Here is a 16560-nt window from a genome sequence, read left to right as displayed (position 1 = left end):
CGGGTAATCCCCCCGTGTCGTGCAGCCCATGTCCGAGAACGAACAAGCCGGCGAAAAGACCGAGCAACCTACCGAAAAACGCCTGCGCGATGCCCGCGAGCAGGGCAACATCCCGCGCTCGCGGGAGTTAGCCACCGCCGCGGTGTTCGGCGCCGGCGTGCTGGCGCTGATGGCCTATGCCGGCAGCATCAGCAGCAGTGCCAAGACCTGGATGAAGCTGGCGCTGAGCCCGGACCCGGGCCTGCGCATGCACCCCCAGGCCCTGTTCGGCCACTTCGGCGAGCTGCTGTTGCAGCTGCTGTGGGCGATGTGGCCGCTGGTGCTGATCTGCCTGCTGGCCAGCTTCCTCGGCCCGGTGGTGATGGGCGGGCTGCGCTGGTCGAACAAATCACTCATGCCCGATTTCAAGCGGCTCAGCCCGATGGCCGGCATGAAGCGCCTGTACGGGCCCGAAGCCATCGCCGAGTTCACCAAGTCGCTGCTGCGCATCGCCTTCGTCGGCACCGCGGCCGGGCTGGTGGTCTGGCACGGCGTGCGGCCGCTGCGCGACCTGCTCAACCAGCCGCTGGAGGCGGCCATGGTGCATGGCCTGGGCTTCACCCTGAAGCTGATGCTGGCCACCGGCGGGGCGATGATGCTGCTGGCGGCCTTCGATGCGCCGTACCAGCGCTGGAACTGGATGCGCAAGCTGAAGATGACCCGCGAAGAGCTGCGCCGGGAAATGAAGGAAAGCGAAGGCAGCCCCGAGGTGAAGGGCCGCATCCGCCAACTGCAGCAGCAGCTGTCCAACCGCCGGATGATGGAAGCGGTGCCCACCGCCGACGTGGTGGTGGTCAACCCCACCCACTACGCGGTGGCCCTGAAGTACGAGGGCGGCAAGATGGGCGCCCCCACCGTGGTGGCCCTGGGCGTGGATGAAACCGCCCTGCGCATCCGTGAAGTAGCCGACGGCAACAAGGTCGCCATCGTCTCCGCCCCGCCTTTGGCACGCGCCTTGTATCGGGAAGGTCAACTTGGAAAGGAAATTCCCGTGAGACTGTATTCGGCCGTTGCCCAGGTCCTGTCCTACGTTTACCAGCTGCGCACCTGGCGCGGCGGCCCGATGCCGGCCGCGCCCCGCATCGATGTGGATGAATTCGGCACGGGAGGCCGCGCATGAGCGCCCAATCCGTCGGTGCCGGCATGAACGCGCGCAAGGCCCTGGACATGATCCGCAACGGCCTGGGCGCCCCGCTGATCGTGCTGGCGCTGCTGGCCATGGTGGTGGTGCCGCTGGCCCCGCCGGTGCTGGATGCGCTGTTCACCTTCAACATCGCCATCTCGCTGATGGTGCTGCTGGCGGTGGTGTACGTGAAGCGCCCGCTGGACTTCACCATCTTCCCCATCGTGCTGCTGATCACCACGATGCTGCGGCTGGCCCTGAACGTGGCCTCCACCCGCGTGATCCTGCTGCACGGCCAGAACGGCCATGAGGCGGCGGGCAAGGTGATCGCCGCGTTCGGTGAGTTCGTGATCGGCGGCAACTACGCGGTCGGCATCGTGGTCTTCGCCATCCTGACCATCATCAACTTCGTGGTGATCACCAAGGGTGCCGGGCGCGTGTCCGAAGTGACCGCCCGCTTCATCCTGGACGCCATGCCCGGCAAGCAGATGGCCATCGACGCCGATCTCAACGCCGGTTTGCTGACGCGCGAGGAAGCCAAGGCCCGGCGCGAGGAAGTGCGCGAGGAAGCCGACTTCTACGGCGCGATGGACGGTGCGAGCAAGTTCATCCGCGGCGACGCCATCGCCGGCATCCTGATCCTGTTCATCAACCTGCTCGGCGGCCTGGCGGTCGGCGTGCTCCAGCACGGCATGCCGTTCGGCGACGCGGCCGCCACCTACACCCTGCTGTCCATCGGTGACGGCCTGGTGGCGCAGCTGCCGGCGCTGCTGGTGTCCTCGGCGGTGGCCATGCTGGTCACCCGCGCCTCGCGCTCGCAGGACATGGCCCAGGCCATGATGGGCCAGGTGTTCGGCCAGTACCGCGCGCTCACCATCGCCGCCGCCATCATGGGCGTGGTCGGGCTGGTGCCGGGCATGCCCAACGTCGCCTTCTTGACGCTGGCCGCGATCCTCGGCGTGGTGGCCTGGAAGGCCTGGAAGAAGAGCACCGCCGCCGCACGCGCCGCCGAAACGCCGGCCGCCAGCCGCGGCGAGACCCTCGGCCTGCCCGGTGCCACGCCCTCGCCCACCGCCGAACTGACCTGGGACGAACTGCGCCCGGTGGACCCGCTGGGCCTGGAAGTGGGCTACCGGCTGATCCCGCTGGTGGACAAGAACCAGGGCGGCGAACTGATGGCCCGGATCAAGGGCGTGCGCCGCAAGCTCACCCACGACATCGGCTTCCTGATTCCCTCGGTGCACATCCGCGACAACCTGGAGCTGCCGGCCACCGCCTACCGCCTGCTGATCCACGGCGTGCCGGTGGCCACCGCCGAGATCCACCCCGATCGCGAACTGGCGCTGGACCCGGGCAGCGCGCTCGGTGCGCTGGAGGGCATTGCCGGCAAGGACCCTGCGTTCGGCCTGGACGCCACCTGGATCCAGCCGCACCAGCGTGCCCACGCCGAAACCATGGGCTACACCGTGGTCGACCCGGCCACCGTGGTGGCCACCCACCTGTCGCACCTGATCCGCGAACACGCGCCGGAACTGCTGGGCCACGAGGAAGTGCAGCAGCTGCTGGCCAACCTGGCCAAGAGCGCGCCCAAGCTGGTCGAAGACCTCACCCCGAAGTCGCTGCCGTTGTCGGCGGTGGTGCGGGTGCTGCAGAACCTGCTGATCGAACGCATTCCGATCCGCCAGCTGCGCAAGATCGTCGAATCGCTGGTGGAGAACGCACCGCTCAGCCAGGACCCGGCCACGCTGACCGCCGCGGTGCGCAATGCGCTGGGCCGTTTCATCGTGCAGGAGATCGCCGGCATGTCGGCCGAGCTGCCGGTGTTCACCCTCAACCCGCAATTGGAACGTGTCTTGCAGGAGTCCACACAGGGCAACGGCGCCGCGCTGGAACCCGGACTCGCTGAGCGACTGCACCAAAGCCTGGCCGAATGTGTCAGCAAGCAGGAAGCGAAGAACGAGCCGGCGGTCGTGCTGGTACCCGGCCCGGTGCGTGCCGCGCTGGCACGGCTGGTGCGCCACAGCGTCCCCTCGCTGTCGGTGCTGGCCTACAGCGAGGTACCCGAGGACAAACGACTGAAGCTGGTCGGCACGATCAGCTGACGTCGGAACGCCGACGGACATGCGCCAGAAAACAGACACACCCCCATTTCGATATCAACGCAGCAGGACACAAAGGGAAACCCGGACCGTGCAGACCACCGACAACCAGCGCTTCCCTTCCACCACCCCGCCGCCCCAGTCCCGGTACCACAGCATGAAAATCAAACGCTTCGTCGCTCCCGATATGCGCTCGGCCATGAACCTGGTGCGCAAGGAACATGGTCCTGATGCGGTGATCCTGTCGAACCGGCGGATCGAGGAAGGCGTCGAGATCGTGGCCGCGGCGAACTACGACGAAGGCGCGGTGCAGCGTGCGCTGGAAGCAGCGCGCAAGGACGTGGCCCCCGCCCCGGCGCCGCGACCGCGCAATGCCGCCGATGCGGTGATCGCCGCGGTGACCCGTCGCAAGCCGACCGTGGTGGCCGCCGAACCGGTGGCTGCGACCACCTCCGCCGTGGCCGCCCTGGCCCGTGCTGCGGTGGGCGCCACCGGCCGCACCCTGGACACCGCCAACGAGATCGTGCCGCCGCCGGGCAGCAGCGGCTTCGCCGCCACCCTGGCCCGTGCCGCCACCGCCCCGGCGGCGGGCGTGAACGCGCTGCCGGAACAGATCTTCGCCCCGTTCAACGTCGAGCAGGCCGCCGCCGCGTCACCGGCGCTGGCACAGGCCGAGCCGGTCGCCGCCGAACCCGCCGCGGCGGCCGTGGCCCCGCCGATCAACCGCGCCCGTTTCATCATCGACCCGCCGCTGGACGACGAACCGCATTTCCAGATGCACGTGCCGGCCGCCGCCGTGGCGATGCCGCCGCTGCCGGTCAGCGTCACCGTGCCGCCGGCCCTGCCGGTCGCCGAGGCCGTCGCCCCCGTGGTGCCGCAGCCGCTGGCCGCCGTCGCCGAGGTGCGCGCCGACATCCCGGCACCGGTTGCCGTCACGGAACCGGCGCAGGCCCAGCCGCAGCCCGCCGCCGAACTGGTGGTGGTGCAGCGTGACGACGAAGAGATCCGCCAGCTGCGCCATGAAGTGGCCGGCATGCGCCACGTCATCGAGCGCGAAATGCACCGCTTCACCGACGAGCGCCTGCGCGGCTCGCCGGTCCGCGCCGCCGCGCTGGACCTGATGGACGAATACGGCTTCGACGCCGGCATCAGCCGCGACGTGGCCATGCAGATCCCGCTGGACACCGAAGCCCACCGTGGCCGCGGGCTGATGCTGGGCCTGCTGTCGCGCAAGCTGCCGATCGCCCCGGTCGACCCGCTGGAGTCCGGCGGCGTGATCGCCCTGGTCGGCCCGACCGGTGCCGGCAAGACCACCACGATCGCCAAGCTGGCCTCGCGCTTCGCCGAAAAGCATGCCGCCCGCGACGTGGCCCTGGTTACCACCGATACCGGCCGCATCGGCGCCCGCGAGCAGCTGTATGGCTTCGGCCGCCAGCTTGGCATCGCCGTGCACGAAGCCAACAGCGGCAGCGACCTGAACCAGCTCCTGGAGCGCCTGCAGGACTACAAGCTGGTGCTGATCGACACCGCCGGGCTGGGTCCGCGTGACCGTGCCCTGGCCGCCCAGCTGCAGTGGCTGCGCGCCGCCGAGCAGATCCGCACCCTTCTGGTACTGCCGGCCAACACCAGCTTCGGCGACATGGACGAGGTGGTCCGCCGCTTCAGCGCCGCCAACCCGCAGGGCGTGGTGCTGAGCAAGCTGGACGAAACCGGCCGCTTCGGCACCGCCCTGTCGGTGGCCGTGGACCACCGCCTGCCGATCACCTGGGTCACCGATGGCCAGGACGTTCCCGAAGACCTGCACCGGGCCAGTGCCGCCAATCTTGTACTTCGCCTTGAAGATTTGCGCCGCGCGGCCGATATGCCCTGCAACCCGGAGTTGAACCATGCCGTCGCGTGAGTACGCCAAGCTGACCAAGACCTTCCCGTTGTCTGCCACCCGCAGCCAGCCGCTGGGCCCTGTGCGCACCATCGCCGTCACCGGCGGCAAGGGCGGCGTGGGCAAGACCAACGTGTCGGCCAACCTGGCCGTGGCGCTCGCCGACATGGGCAAGCGCACGCTGCTGCTGGACGCCGACCTCGGGCTGGCCAACATCGACGTGATCCTGGGCCTGCAGCCCAAGCTGACCCTGGCCGACCTGGTCGCCGGGCGCTGCACCCTGGATGAAGTGATCATGGAAGGCCCCGGTGGCGTGCTGGTGGTACCGGCCGCGTCCGGTCGCCGGCACATGGCCGAACTGCAGCCGGCCGAGCACGTGGGCCTGGTCAACGTGTTCTCCGAACTGGAGCGCGAGCTGGACTTCATGGTGGTGGACACCGCCGCCGGCATCACCGACGGCGTGCTGACCTTCTGCCAGGCCGCCCAGGACACCGTGGTGGTGGTCTGCGACGAACCGGCCTCGATCACCGACGCCTACGCGCTGATCAAGGTGCTCTCGCGCGAACGCGGGGTGGACCGTATCCAGGTGGTGGCCAACATGGTGCGTGACCCCAACGAAGGCCGCGTGCTGTACGAAAAGCTGACCCGGGTCTGCGAGAAGTTCCTGGCCGATGTGTCGCTGAACTACCTCGGCTGCGTGCCGCAGGACGACTGGCTGCGCCTGTCGGTGCAGCGCCAGCAGCCGGTGGTCAAGGCCTACCCGTCCAGCCCGGCCGCCCAGGCGATCACCGAAATCGCCCGCCGCACCGCCCGCTGGCAGGCCCCGACCGAGCCGCGTGGCGGGGTCGAATTCTTCCTGGAACGCATCCTCAAGCAACGCGGGGTGACCGCATGAAAGGCGCCGCACAATACAAAGAGGTGCAACGCACCGCCGCCAACGAATGCATTGCCCAGCATTCGGACCTGGTGCGCCGCATCGCCCACCACCTGGCCGCGCGCCTGCCGGCCAGCGTGGAAGTGGATGACCTGATCCAGGCCGGCATGATGGGCCTGATCGAGGCCTCGCGCAGTTACGACGCCGACCAGGGCGCCTCGTTCGAAACCTACGCCTCGATCCGTATCCGCGGTTCGATGATCGACGAGATCCGCCGGGGCGACTGGGTGCCGCGTTCGGTGCACCGCCGTGCCCGCGACGCCGCGTCCACCATCCGCCGCCTGGAACAGAGCACCGGCCGTGCCGCCAGCGCCACCGAAGTGGCCGCCGCCATGGACATGCCGCTGCCGGACTACCTGCGCCTGATGGAAGACGCCGCACGCGGCCAGGTGCTGAGCCTGGAATCGCGGATCGAGGACCAGGGCGAGCTGGACACCGTCGCCCAGGGCGGCCCGACCCCGCAGCAGGTGCTGGAGCGCGGCGAGTTCGGCCGCGAACTGGGCAATGCGATCGGCCTGCTGCCCGAACGCGAGCAGCTGGTGCTGTCGCTGTATTACGAGCAGGAACTGAATCTGAAAGAGATCGGCGCCGTACTGGGCGTCAGCGAGTCACGCGTGTGCCAGATCCACGGCCAGGCCGTGCTGCGCCTGCGGGGCCGATTGAAGATCTTCGAGGCGGCCGACGCCGGCCTCGCGAACACTTGATACCGAGGAAAGTGCTTTGAACAAGAACATGCGTATCCTGATCGTCGACGATTTCTCGACCATGCGTCGTATCGTCAAGAACCTGCTGGGCGATCTGGGCTTCACCAATACGGCCGAAGCCGAGGACGGGCATGCCGCGCTGTCGCTGCTGCAGAGCCAGCCGTTCGATTTCGTGGTCACCGACTGGAACATGCCGGTGATGACCGGCATCGACCTGCTCAAGGCGATCCGCGCCGACGCCAAGCTCAAGACCCTGCCGGTACTGATGGTCACCGCCGAAGCCAAGCGCGAACAGATCATCGAAGCGGCCCAGTGCGGCGTCAACGGCTACATCATCAAGCCGTTCACCGCGCAGACTCTGGAAGAAAAGCTCGGCAAGATCTTCGAACGCCTGGCAGCGAGCGCCTGATGGAAACCCTCCGCGACAAATCCGCGCTGGTGCAGCGCCTGCAGGACGCCCTGGCTGCGCTGGAAAGCGGCGATGAAGCCGGCTGGCGCCGGGAAATCGACGCGCTGGCCGCCTTGCGCACCCAGCCGATGATGGCCGGCCTGAACCGGCTCGCCCGCGAACTGGGCCAGGCCCTGGGCGAACTGCCCAGCCTGCCCAGCGAAGCCGGCGAGCTGGACGATGCCTGCGCGCGCCTGGACCACGTGGTGACGATGACCGAACAGGCCACCCACCGCACCCTGGACCTGGCCGAGGAGTGCCGGGCGCTGACCGAACAGCTGCGGGCCAATGGCCTCACCGCCGACCAGGACCAGCAGCTGGACCGGATCCGCCACAACCTCACCGAGATCGCCCTTACCCAGAGCTACCAGGACCTCACCGGGCAGATCATCCGCCGCGTGGTGGGGATCGTGCGTCGCGTGCACGAAGGGTTTGGCGCCCTCGGGCTGCCGCCGCAGGACGACACCGCGCAGAAGCGGGACAACGGCCTGGCCGGCCCGGCCGTGAGTGGCCTGGACCGCCACCAGGTATCCCAGGTGGATGCTGACGACCTGCTTTCGGATTTGGGGCTGTAACACCATGAGCGCTGTTCCAGACGATATTGCCGCCGATTTCATCCTCGAGGCCCAGGAAATCCTGGACCGCCTCGGCGAACAGCTGGTGTCGCTGGAGCAGTCGCCCCAGGACAGCGACCAGCTCAATGCGGTGTTCCGCGGCTTCCACACGCTCAAGGGCGGTGCCGGCTTCCTCGGCATCCAGGCCATGGTCGAGCTGTGCCATGCCGCCGAGGAAACCCTGGGCATGGCCCGCTCGGGCAAGGCCACGCTGCAGGCCCACCACTTCGATGCGGCCCAGCAGTCGCTGGATTACCTGCAGTCGATGCTGGATTCGGTGTCGGCCGGCGAAGAGCCCGGGTATGCGCCGCCGGAGCTGATCGCACAATTCGACGTCAACGGCCCGGCCACTCCGGTGGCGGCAGTGGCCGCCCCGGCCAGCGGCGAGCTGATCACCGACGATGAGTTCGAAGCCCTGCTCGACACCCTGCACGGCGGCGCGGCACCCACCGCCGTGGCGGCTGCCGGCAAGGCCGATGATGGCCTGATCGGCGAAGACGAATTCGAGGCGCTGCTCGACCAGCTGCATGGCGGTGCCGTGCCCGGCGCCAAGCCGGTGGCCGCGCCTGCCCCGCCGCCCCGTGCAGCGGCGGCACCGGCCGCCAAGCCGGCCGCCAACAAGCCGGTGGCCGAAGCCGAGCACACCGTGCGCGTGGACACCAAGCGCCTGGACGCCATCGTCAACCTGATCGGCGAACTGGTGCTGTCACGCAACCGGCTCAAGACGCTGCGTGCGCGCCTGCACGACGAAGAGCTCGACCGCGCCGTGTCCACCCTGGACATCGCCACCGCGCGCCTGCAGTCGGCGGTGATGCGCACCCGCATGCAGCCGGTGGGCAAGGTGTTCTCGCGCTTCCCCAAGGTCGCCCGCGACGTGGCGCGCAACCTGAAGAAGGAAGTGGAACTGGAGCTGATCGGCGCCGAGACCGAGCTCGACCGCAATCTGGTCGAAGCCCTGGCCGATCCGCTGGTCCACCTGGTCCGCAACGCCATCGACCACGGCGTGGAAACGCCCGACCTGCGTGAAGCCCAGGGCAAGCCGCGCAGCGGCCATGTGCGGCTGTCGGCGCAGCAGGAAGGCGACTACGTCAGCATCGAGGTGCAGGACGACGGCGCCGGCATCGATCCCGAACGGCTGCGCCAGAAGGCGCGCGAAAAGGGGCTGATCGATCCGGAAGCGGCGGCCCGCCTGACCAGCGAGGAATGCCTGCACCTGGTGTTCCTGCCGGGCTTCTCGACCAAGCAGGAAGTCACCGACATCTCCGGCCGCGGCGTCGGCATGGACGTGGTGCAGTCGCGCATCCGCGAGCTCAGCGGCCAGATCCAGATCCAGTCCGAGCTGGGCCGTGGCAGCCGCTTCATGATCCGCGTCCCGCTCACCCTGGCGATCCTGCCGACGTTGCTGGTGCAGGCCGGCGACGACGTCTACGCCCTGCCGCTGGCCCGCGTGATGGAGGTGCTGCACGCACCCAACACCTCGCTGGGCTGGTTCGATGGCCGCGCCGTACTCGACCGCAAGTCGCACACGCTCCCGCTGGTGGACCTGCGCCATTGGCTGGCCGTCGCACCGGCCGCCTCGCCGCTGCTCACCATCGTGGTGCTGCAGGCCGGTGAAGCCCGCTTCGGGCTGGTGGTGGACCAGGTGCGGGGCCGCGAGGAAGTGGTGATCAAACCGCTGCCCAAGGCATTGCGCGGCCTGCGCGGCTACGCCGGCGCCACCCTGATCGGCGACGGCCGCATGTCGCTGATCCTCGACGTGGACGGCCTTCGCTGACGCGCCGTAGAGCCGGGCTCTGCTCGGCTGCTTCCCCCAAAAACTGTGACCGCCGCCCCACCGGATTCCTTCGGCATCTCAAGTCCCATTCACATACGCCGATAACGGACCCATGGACAGACTCAGCCTCATCGGACTTTTCCTCGCCCTGGCCTCACTGGTCGGCGGCAGCATCCTCAAGGGGGCCGGCCTGGCGTCACTGTGGTCGCCGGCCGCCTTCGTGATCGTGATCGTCGGCACCATCGCCTCCATCCTGCTGCACACCTCGCCGGCGGTCTTCAAGCACGCCTTCAAGATTGTGCGCTGGGTCATCCTGCCGCCCAGCAGCGACCGCCACGAACTGATCAAGCAGATCGTCGAATGGAGCAACATCGCCCGTCGCCAGGGCCTGCTCGGCCTGGAAGCCCAGGTGGATGCACAGAACGACCCGTTCCTGCGCAAGGGCCTGCAGCTGCTGGTGGACGGCGTGGAGCCGGAAACCATCCGCCACATGATGGAAATCGAACTGAGCAGCCAGGAGCACCAGGACCTGGCCGCGTCCAAGGTGTTCGAGGGCATGGGCATCTACGCCCCCACGCTGGGCATCATCGGCGCGGTGCTGGGCCTGATCGCGGTGATGAAGAACCTCGCCGACCCGAGCAAGCTCGGCCACGGCATCGCCGCGGCATTTACCGCCACCATCTACGGCATCGCCTCGGCCAACCTGCTGTTCCTGCCGGTGTCGGCCAAGCTGAAGAGCGTGATCCACCACAACAGCCGCGACCGCGAAATGATCATCGAAGGCCTGATCTCGATCGCGCAGGGCGAGAACCCGCGCAACATCGAAACCAACCTCTCCGGATTCCTGCACTGACATGGCCCGCCGCAAGCATCACGAAGAGCATGCCAACCATGAGGCCTGGGCCATTCCCTACGCCGACCTCATGACGCTGCTGCTCGCCTTCTTCGTGGTGATGTACGCCATCTCCTCGCTCAACGAAGGCAAGTACCGGGTCATGGCCGATGCGCTGACCACCGCCTTCGGTGGCGCGCCGCGCACCATCAACCCGGTGCAGGTGGGCAACCAGCAGGTGCAGGGCGGCGGCTGGGACAGCCCGTCGGTGATCAAGGCCGGCAACCGCGTCGGCCCGGCCGCGCCCGCCCCGTCCAACGACCCCACCCTGCTGCCGGCGATGGCCTCGCAGATGCGCATGCCGGTGTCGGTGCGCAACCAGGAACAGCTGCAGCGCGCCGAGCGCCAGCTCAACACCATCGCCGACCGCCTCACCGCCACGCTGGCACCGCTGATCGAGCGCGGGATGATCACCGTGCGCCGCACCGAGCTGTGGATCGAGGTGGAGATCAACAGCGACATCCTGTTCCCCACCGGCTCGGCCACGCTGGATGTGCACGCACGCGACACCCTGTCCAAGCTGGCCCAGGTGCTGCGCGAGGCGCCCAACGGCGTGCGCGTGGAAGGCCACACCGACAACATTCCGATCGCCACCCCGTTGTTCCCCTCCAACTGGGAACTCTCGGCCGGGCGCGCGGCCAGCGTGGTCCACCTGTTCGCCGACCAGGGCCTGCAGCCGTCGCGGCTGGCGATGGTCGGCTACGGCCAGTTCCGCCCGCGCGAAGACAACGCCAGCGCCGAAGGGCGCAACCGCAACCGGCGGGTGATGGTGATCATCCTGGCCGACACCGCGCAGGGCGTGGATCCGATCGGGCCGCAGTTGACCGCCGAATCGGACCCGGCCACGCCCGGCAAGACCCCCGCCCCATCCCCCATCGCACCGGTGCACTTGCCACCGGTGCCGGCCGGCAGCCGTGTGGGCGCCGCCGTTTCCCCTGCAATGAAGGAGTGAACCGAATGCGCATCTGGGCAATCGCCAATCAGAAGGGCGGCGTGGGCAAGACCACCACGACCCTGGCCCTCGGCCGTGGCCTGGCCACCCTGGGCCACCGCGTGCTGCTGATCGATCTTGATCCGCATTCGTCGCTGACCCGCGCCTTCGGCGTGCCGCTGGACCCGCCGCCGCAGGGCGTGCTGGAACTGTTCGGCGCGCCGCCGGCCGAGCTCTCCTCGCTCAGCCGCCACAGCGATATTCCCGGCCTGGATTACGTGTGCGCGCAGGCCGCGCTGGCCACCCTGGAACGGCGCAGCGCCAACCAGCCCGGGCTGGGCCTGGCCCTGCAGAACGCGTTTGCCCGCCACCAGGGCCAGCACGACTACATCCTGCTGGACTGCGCACCCACGCTGGGCCTGCTGATGATCAACGCGCTGGCCGCCGCCGACCGCCTGATCATTCCAACCCAGGCCGAACCGCTGGCCCTGCATGGCCTGGACGGCATGGTGCGGACCGGCGAGATGGTCGAGCGTTCGCGCCGCCGCCCGCTGCCGATGTCGATCCTGCCAACCCTGTTCGACCGCCGCACCCGCGCCGGCAACGAAACCGTCAAGCTGATGCAGGACACGCACGGCCACCGCGTCTGGGAAGACGCGATTCCGGTCGACACCCGCATCTGCAACGCCGCCAGCCTGACCGTTCCGGCGCAGTCCGACGACTACCCCGGCCGCGGCCTGGCCGCGTACCGCCGTGCCCTGGAATGGATCGTCGCCGACGACGCGCTGCAGATGGAGCGCGCGGCATGACCACCGCCGGCGTGCTCGACGACTACCTGGAACAACTGCTGGGCGATGCCGTCCCGGCTGCGCCGGTGCAGGCAGACGCATCGGCCCCGCCGGCCGCCACGGTGGCCGCGCAGGACGACGCCGAAGCCGATGGCGTGGCCCGTGCGATCAGCGCCGAGTTCGCCCGCCACGCGCTGGCCGATGCCGCCCCCGGCATCGACCCGGACAGCGACGCGCCCACGCCCGCAACGCCGTTCGACACCCCCACCGCCGTGGGTGCACCGGCCCACCTGGCCCTGCTCGACGAACTGATGAACGATCCCGCGCTCGGCCCACCGGTCGAGACCCTCGCGACCGTCCACGACACCCCGACCTCGCCCGGCGCACCGGCCAACCTGGCGCTGCTCGACGAGCTGATGAACGACCCCGCGCTCGGCCCACCGGTCGAAACCCTCGCGACCGTCCACGACACCCCGACCTCGCCCGGCGCGCCAGCCAACCTGGCGCTGCTCGACGAGCTGATGAACGATCCCGCGCTCGGCCCTCCGGTCGAGACCCTCGCGACCGTCCACGACACCCCGACCTCGCCCGGCGCGCCAGCCAACCTGGCCCTGCTCGACGAGCTGATGAACGACCCCGCACTCGGCCCACCGGTTGCGGCGCTGCCGGCTGCGGCCACAGGCGCGGACGCGGCCAGGCCGAGCTGGGACGACCTTCCCGACGACGTGCTGCACGACAGTGCGCCGGCCGTCGCCGCAGCAGCAATGCCCGTCGCGCCTGCCCGTCCCGTTCCCACCCCCACCCCAACACCCGCCGCCCGCACCATGCCCCCACCGATGCCGATGAGTGCCCCGAGCGCCCGCAGCGCTGCCCCGGCACCGGCCCACACCCGACCAGGCAGCTGGCAGGAATTGCAGGCGCAGGCGCGTAACCCGGCCTCCAGTCCGCGCGAGAACCGTCGGGCCAGCGAGCGCACCTCGCGCTGGCTGCGCCTGCGTTGCGGCGCCCAGGCCTACGCATTGGAACTGCTCAAGGTGCAGGAAGTGGTGCTGCCAGTGCCGCTGCTGCCGTTGCGCGGTACCGCCGACGCCATGCTGGGCATCATGAACCTGCGCGGCCAGGTGGTACCGGTGATGGACCTGGGCATCCATCTGGGCGCCGGTCCGGCCCAGGAAGACGCCAACACCCGCATCGTGGTGCTCGAGGAGGACGGCGAAACCATGGGCCTGCGCGTGTCGGCCGTGGAAGACGTGGCCAACCTCACCGACTCGCAGATCGAGCCGCCCGATACCGCCCGCATCTGCCAGATTTCCAACGACCTGTTCCGTGGCGTCGCCCGGATCAGCGCCCAGCCGATGATCCTGCTGGATGCCACCCAGCTGTTGAATTGACCGCCCCCCACGCGGTAGAGCCACCCCATGGGTGGCTGCCGTCCTGTTCGACGTCGTGACGGCATGACGACGGGTGTGCCTCATCCCGTGCGGCGCAGCCACCCATGGGGTGGCTCTACCCCTCCCGCGGGCGGGGCGGCCGACCGAATGATGAAGATCTCCCGCACCTCCCCTAAAGCTTTGTGGGCGCAGGCCGTTATCTCTCTCGGAACCGTTTGTCCGGAGCAAACATGAGCACTGTTGCCCTGGGTGGTGATCTCGGAATCGAGACCAGCACCGAGCTGAAAACCCGCCTGGCCCCGTTGGTGGACCAGGCCGGCGAACTGACGCTGGATGCCAGCCAGGTGAGCCGTATCCATACCGCAGCAATGCAGGTCCTGTGCGCATTCGTCGACGCCCGCCGCCAGGCAGGCCACCCGACCGGATTCGACGGTTGCACTGCCACTTTCCGTGATGCCGCGCGACTGCTCGGCCTCACCCAGGCCCTCGGCCTGGACGCAACCCATGACAACCTGAAATCTGTGGAGAACGCTGCATGAGCGCACGAATCTTGGTGGTGGACGACTCGGCGTCGATGCGCCAGATGGTCTCTTTCGCCCTCACCTCGGCCGGCTTTTCGGTCGAAGAGGCCGAAGATGGTGCCGTCGCACTGGGCCGGGCCAAGGGCCAGCGGTTCAACGCGGTGGTGACCGACGTCAACATGCCCAACATGGACGGCATCTCGCTGATCCGCGAGCTGCGCCAGCTGCCCGACTACAAGTTCACCCCGATGTTGATGCTGACCACCGAATCGGCCGCCGACAAGAAGTCCGAAGGCAAGGCCGCCGGTGCCACCGGCTGGCTGGTCAAGCCGTTCAACCCCGAACAGCTGGTCGCCACCGTGCAGAAAGTGCTGGGCTGATCCCGGCGCACACCACCGCACCACCCTCCCTCCCTTCGCAACCGGACCCCACGCACCATGAGCATGGATCTGCAACGTTTCCACGCCACGTTCTTTGAAGAAAGCCGCGAGGGGCTGGATGCAATGGAGGCTGGCCTGCTGGCGCTTGAATCGGGCCAGCAGGACCCGGAAATCATCAATTCGGTGTTCCGCGCCGCGCATTCCATCAAGGGCGGCGCCGGCACCTTCGGCTTCGACGCGATCGCCGCGTTGACCCACGTGCTGGAAACCCTGCTGGACGAATTGCGTGCCGGCAAGCGCGCCCTGGAAGCCACCGCGGTCGACGCCATGCTGTCCTCGGTGGACGTGCTGCGCGCCCTGCTGCGCGAAGCCGAGCACGGCCAGCCTGCCGACCCGCAGGCCGTGGCCGCGATCAAGGCGCGCCTGGAAGCAGTGCTGTCGGGCCAGGCGGCTGCCGCCACGCCGGTAGCCGCGGCCAAGGTGGATGACACCCCCGAAGCGTGGCAGATCGGCTTCGTGCCCTCGCCGTCGCTGTTCATGAGCGGCAACGATCCGCTGCGCATCATCCGCGAGCTGGAACACCTGGGCTCGCTGCAGGTGGCCGCGCGGCTGGACCGCCTGCCCGGCTTCGACCAGCTTGACCCGCTTGAAGCCCACCTGGCGTGGGACCTCGGCCTGGTCGGCAAGGTGCCGCGCAGCAAGATCGAAGACACCTTCGCCTGGGTCGTGGACGACTGCGAACTGGACATCCGTCCGGCCGCACCGCCCAGCCTGGCCACTCACGCGCCAGCGGCCCCGGTGGCCGCCCCGGCACCTGCAGCTGCGGCGGCACCTGTCGCAGCCGCTGCCCCGGCCGCACACGAAGCAGAAACCTCGATCCGCGTCGCCGTGGAAAAGGTCGATGCCCTGATCAACCTGGTCGGCGAACTGGTCATCACCCAGGCCATGCTCAAGCAGGTGTCGCACGCCCTGGACCCGGTGCATGCCGAACAGCTGTTCGCCGGCCTGGACCTGCTTGAACGCAACACCCGCGACCTGCAGGAAGCGGTCATCGGCGTGCGCATGCTGCCGGTGGACGCGGTGTTCCGCCGCTTCCCGCGCCTGGTCCGCGATTTGTCCTCGCGGTTGGGCAAGCACGTTCGCCTGCGCACCATCGGCGAAGGCACCGAGCTGGACAAGGGCCTGATCGAGAAGATCGCCGATCCGCTCGTGCATCTGGTCCGCAACTCGATCGACCACGGCCTGGAAATGCCCGATGTCCGCCGCGATGCCGGCAAGGACGAGACCGGCACGATCACGCTGGCGGCCTCGCACCAGGGCGGCCACATCGTCATCGAAGTCAGCGACGACGGCCGCGGCCTGAACCGCGACAAGATCCTGTCCAAGGCGCTCGAGCGTGGCTTGAGCGTGCCCGACAACCCCACCGACGCGCAGGTCTGGGACCTGATCTTCCAGCCGGGCTTCTCCACCGCCGACGCGGTTACCGATCTGTCCGGGCGTGGCGTGGGCATGGACGTGGTCCGCCGCAACATCCAGGCACTGGGCGGCGAAGTACAGCTGGAAAGCAAGGCCGGCAATGGCACCCGCGTGCTGATCCGGCTGCCGCTGACCCTGGCCATCCTCGACGGCATGACCGTGGCGGTGGCCGGTGAAACGGTGATCCTGCCGCTGGCCTACGTGCTGGAGGCGCTGCAGCCGCAGCCCGAGGACGTGCGCACCATGGCCGGCGAAGGCCGCGTGCTGCGGGTGCGTGGCGAGTACCTGCCGATCCTCTCGCTCAGCGAGTACTACGGGTTCGGCGGGCGTACCAAGGACGACTCGCTGGTGGTGGTGGTCGAAGGCGATGGCCAGAAGATCGCGCTGGAAGTGGACGAACTGGTCGGCCAGCAGCAGGTGGTGGTCAAGAACATCGAGAACAACTACCGCCGCATCAGTGGCGTGTCCGGTGCCACCATCCTCGGCGATGGCCGGGTGTCGCTGATCGTGGATATCGGTGGCCTGGTGCGGTCGTTGCGGATGCCACAGGCGGCTTGATCATTCGCG

Annotated in this window: 15 protein-coding genes; all 15 read left to right on the top strand. The window is 68.8% G+C overall.

Features of this window, described 5'->3' with window-relative positions:
- Positions 1 to 28 precede the first annotated feature (28 nt).
- Positions 29 to 1159, top strand: a complete 1131-nt coding sequence (flhB, locus tag ABIA71_RS04725) for a flagellar biosynthesis protein FlhB (protein ID WP_354283542.1) — start codon at positions 29 to 31, stop codon at positions 1157 to 1159.
- Positions 1156 to 3264 carry a flagellar biosynthesis protein FlhA gene (gene flhA, locus ABIA71_RS04720; RefSeq protein ID WP_463270172.1) on the top strand — a complete coding sequence of 703 codons (2109 nt, stop codon included), beginning with the start codon at positions 1156 to 1158 and terminating at the stop codon, positions 3262 to 3264. The genes flhB and flhA overlap by 4 nt, the downstream gene beginning before the upstream one ends.
- A gap of 154 nt (positions 3265 to 3418) precedes the next feature.
- Positions 3419 to 5161: an AAA family ATPase gene (locus tag ABIA71_RS04715; RefSeq protein ID WP_354283540.1), complete on the top strand. Its 1743-nt coding sequence runs from the start codon at positions 3419 to 3421 to the stop codon at positions 5159 to 5161.
- The gene (locus tag ABIA71_RS04710; RefSeq protein ID WP_038688502.1) at positions 5148 to 6035 is read left to right on the top strand and encodes a MinD/ParA family ATP-binding protein; all 888 of its coding nucleotides are present in this window, start codon (positions 5148 to 5150) and stop codon (positions 6033 to 6035) included. The genes ABIA71_RS04715 and ABIA71_RS04710 overlap by 14 nt, the downstream gene beginning before the upstream one ends.
- Positions 6032 to 6778 (top strand): RNA polymerase sigma factor FliA, encoded by a 747-nt coding sequence (locus ABIA71_RS04705; protein WP_038688503.1) that lies wholly within the window; start codon positions 6032 to 6034, stop codon positions 6776 to 6778. The genes ABIA71_RS04710 and ABIA71_RS04705 overlap by 4 nt, the downstream gene beginning before the upstream one ends.
- Positions 6779 to 6794: 16 nt before the next feature.
- Positions 6795 to 7187 (top strand): chemotaxis response regulator CheY, encoded by a 393-nt coding sequence (gene cheY, locus ABIA71_RS04700; RefSeq protein ID WP_038688505.1) that lies wholly within the window; start codon positions 6795 to 6797, stop codon positions 7185 to 7187.
- Complete coding sequence (locus ABIA71_RS04695) at positions 7187 to 7801, top strand: protein phosphatase CheZ (protein WP_159496679.1); 615 nt, start codon at positions 7187 to 7189, stop codon at positions 7799 to 7801. Before cheY ends, ABIA71_RS04695 begins: the two co-directional genes overlap by 1 nt.
- Before the next feature lie 4 nt (positions 7802 to 7805).
- Positions 7806 to 9614, top strand: a complete 1809-nt coding sequence (locus ABIA71_RS04690) for a chemotaxis protein CheA (protein WP_354283537.1) — start codon at positions 7806 to 7808, stop codon at positions 9612 to 9614.
- Positions 9615 to 9726: 112 nt separating this feature from the next.
- Positions 9727 to 10467: a flagellar motor protein gene (locus ABIA71_RS04685; RefSeq protein WP_038688511.1), complete on the top strand. Its 741-nt coding sequence runs from the start codon at positions 9727 to 9729 to the stop codon at positions 10465 to 10467.
- A gap of 1 nt (position 10468) precedes the next feature.
- Entirely contained in the window at positions 10469 to 11458 is a 990-nt protein-coding gene (gene motD, locus ABIA71_RS04680) for a flagellar motor protein MotD (protein WP_502960963.1), read from the top strand.
- Positions 11459 to 11463: 5 nt separating this feature from the next.
- Positions 11464 to 12246: a ParA family protein gene (locus ABIA71_RS04675; protein WP_354283534.1), complete on the top strand. Its 783-nt coding sequence runs from the start codon at positions 11464 to 11466 to the stop codon at positions 12244 to 12246.
- Positions 12243 to 13616, top strand: coding sequence for a chemotaxis protein CheW (locus ABIA71_RS04670; RefSeq protein WP_354283532.1), 1374 nt, complete (start codon positions 12243 to 12245; stop codon positions 13614 to 13616). Before ABIA71_RS04675 ends, ABIA71_RS04670 begins: the two co-directional genes overlap by 4 nt.
- Positions 13617 to 13846: 230 nt before the next feature.
- The gene (locus ABIA71_RS04665) at positions 13847 to 14155 is read left to right on the top strand and encodes an STAS domain-containing protein (protein WP_128097726.1); all 309 of its coding nucleotides are present in this window, start codon (positions 13847 to 13849) and stop codon (positions 14153 to 14155) included.
- Positions 14152 to 14517: a response regulator gene (locus tag ABIA71_RS04660; protein ID WP_038688521.1), complete on the top strand. Its 366-nt coding sequence runs from the start codon at positions 14152 to 14154 to the stop codon at positions 14515 to 14517. The genes ABIA71_RS04665 and ABIA71_RS04660 overlap by 4 nt, the downstream gene beginning before the upstream one ends.
- Before the next feature lie 57 nt (positions 14518 to 14574).
- The gene (locus tag ABIA71_RS04655) at positions 14575 to 16551 is read left to right on the top strand and encodes a chemotaxis protein CheA (RefSeq protein WP_354283530.1); all 1977 of its coding nucleotides are present in this window, start codon (positions 14575 to 14577) and stop codon (positions 16549 to 16551) included.
- Positions 16552 to 16560 lie beyond the last annotated feature (9 nt).

This window comes from Stenotrophomonas sp. 2619 (assembly GCF_040548725.1).
Lineage (GTDB): Bacteria > Pseudomonadota > Gammaproteobacteria > Xanthomonadales > Xanthomonadaceae > Stenotrophomonas > Stenotrophomonas maltophilia_AP.
This window is presented reverse-complemented; position numbering and strand designations above follow the sequence as displayed.

Coding starts and splice junctions, on each gene's coding strand:
- flhB (WP_354283542.1), top strand. CDS start 29: ATGTCCGAGAACGAACAAGCCGGCGAAAAGACCGAGCAACCTACCGAA.
- flhA (WP_463270172.1), top strand. CDS start 1,156: ATGAGCGCCCAATCCGTCGGTGCCGGCATGAACGCGCGCAAGGCCCTG.
- ABIA71_RS04715 (WP_354283540.1), top strand. CDS start 3,419: ATGAAAATCAAACGCTTCGTCGCTCCCGATATGCGCTCGGCCATGAAC.
- ABIA71_RS04710 (WP_038688502.1), top strand. CDS start 5,148: ATGCCGTCGCGTGAGTACGCCAAGCTGACCAAGACCTTCCCGTTGTCT.
- ABIA71_RS04705 (WP_038688503.1), top strand. CDS start 6,032: ATGAAAGGCGCCGCACAATACAAAGAGGTGCAACGCACCGCCGCCAAC.
- ABIA71_RS04695 (WP_159496679.1), top strand. CDS start 7,187: ATGGAAACCCTCCGCGACAAATCCGCGCTGGTGCAGCGCCTGCAGGAC.
- ABIA71_RS04690 (WP_354283537.1), top strand. CDS start 7,806: ATGAGCGCTGTTCCAGACGATATTGCCGCCGATTTCATCCTCGAGGCC.
- ABIA71_RS04685 (WP_038688511.1), top strand. CDS start 9,727: ATGGACAGACTCAGCCTCATCGGACTTTTCCTCGCCCTGGCCTCACTG.
- motD (WP_502960963.1), top strand. CDS start 10,469: ATGGCCCGCCGCAAGCATCACGAAGAGCATGCCAACCATGAGGCCTGG.
- ABIA71_RS04675 (WP_354283534.1), top strand. CDS start 11,464: ATGCGCATCTGGGCAATCGCCAATCAGAAGGGCGGCGTGGGCAAGACC.
- ABIA71_RS04670 (WP_354283532.1), top strand. CDS start 12,243: ATGACCACCGCCGGCGTGCTCGACGACTACCTGGAACAACTGCTGGGC.
- ABIA71_RS04665 (WP_128097726.1), top strand. CDS start 13,847: ATGAGCACTGTTGCCCTGGGTGGTGATCTCGGAATCGAGACCAGCACC.
- ABIA71_RS04660 (WP_038688521.1), top strand. CDS start 14,152: ATGAGCGCACGAATCTTGGTGGTGGACGACTCGGCGTCGATGCGCCAG.
- ABIA71_RS04655 (WP_354283530.1), top strand. CDS start 14,575: ATGAGCATGGATCTGCAACGTTTCCACGCCACGTTCTTTGAAGAAAGC.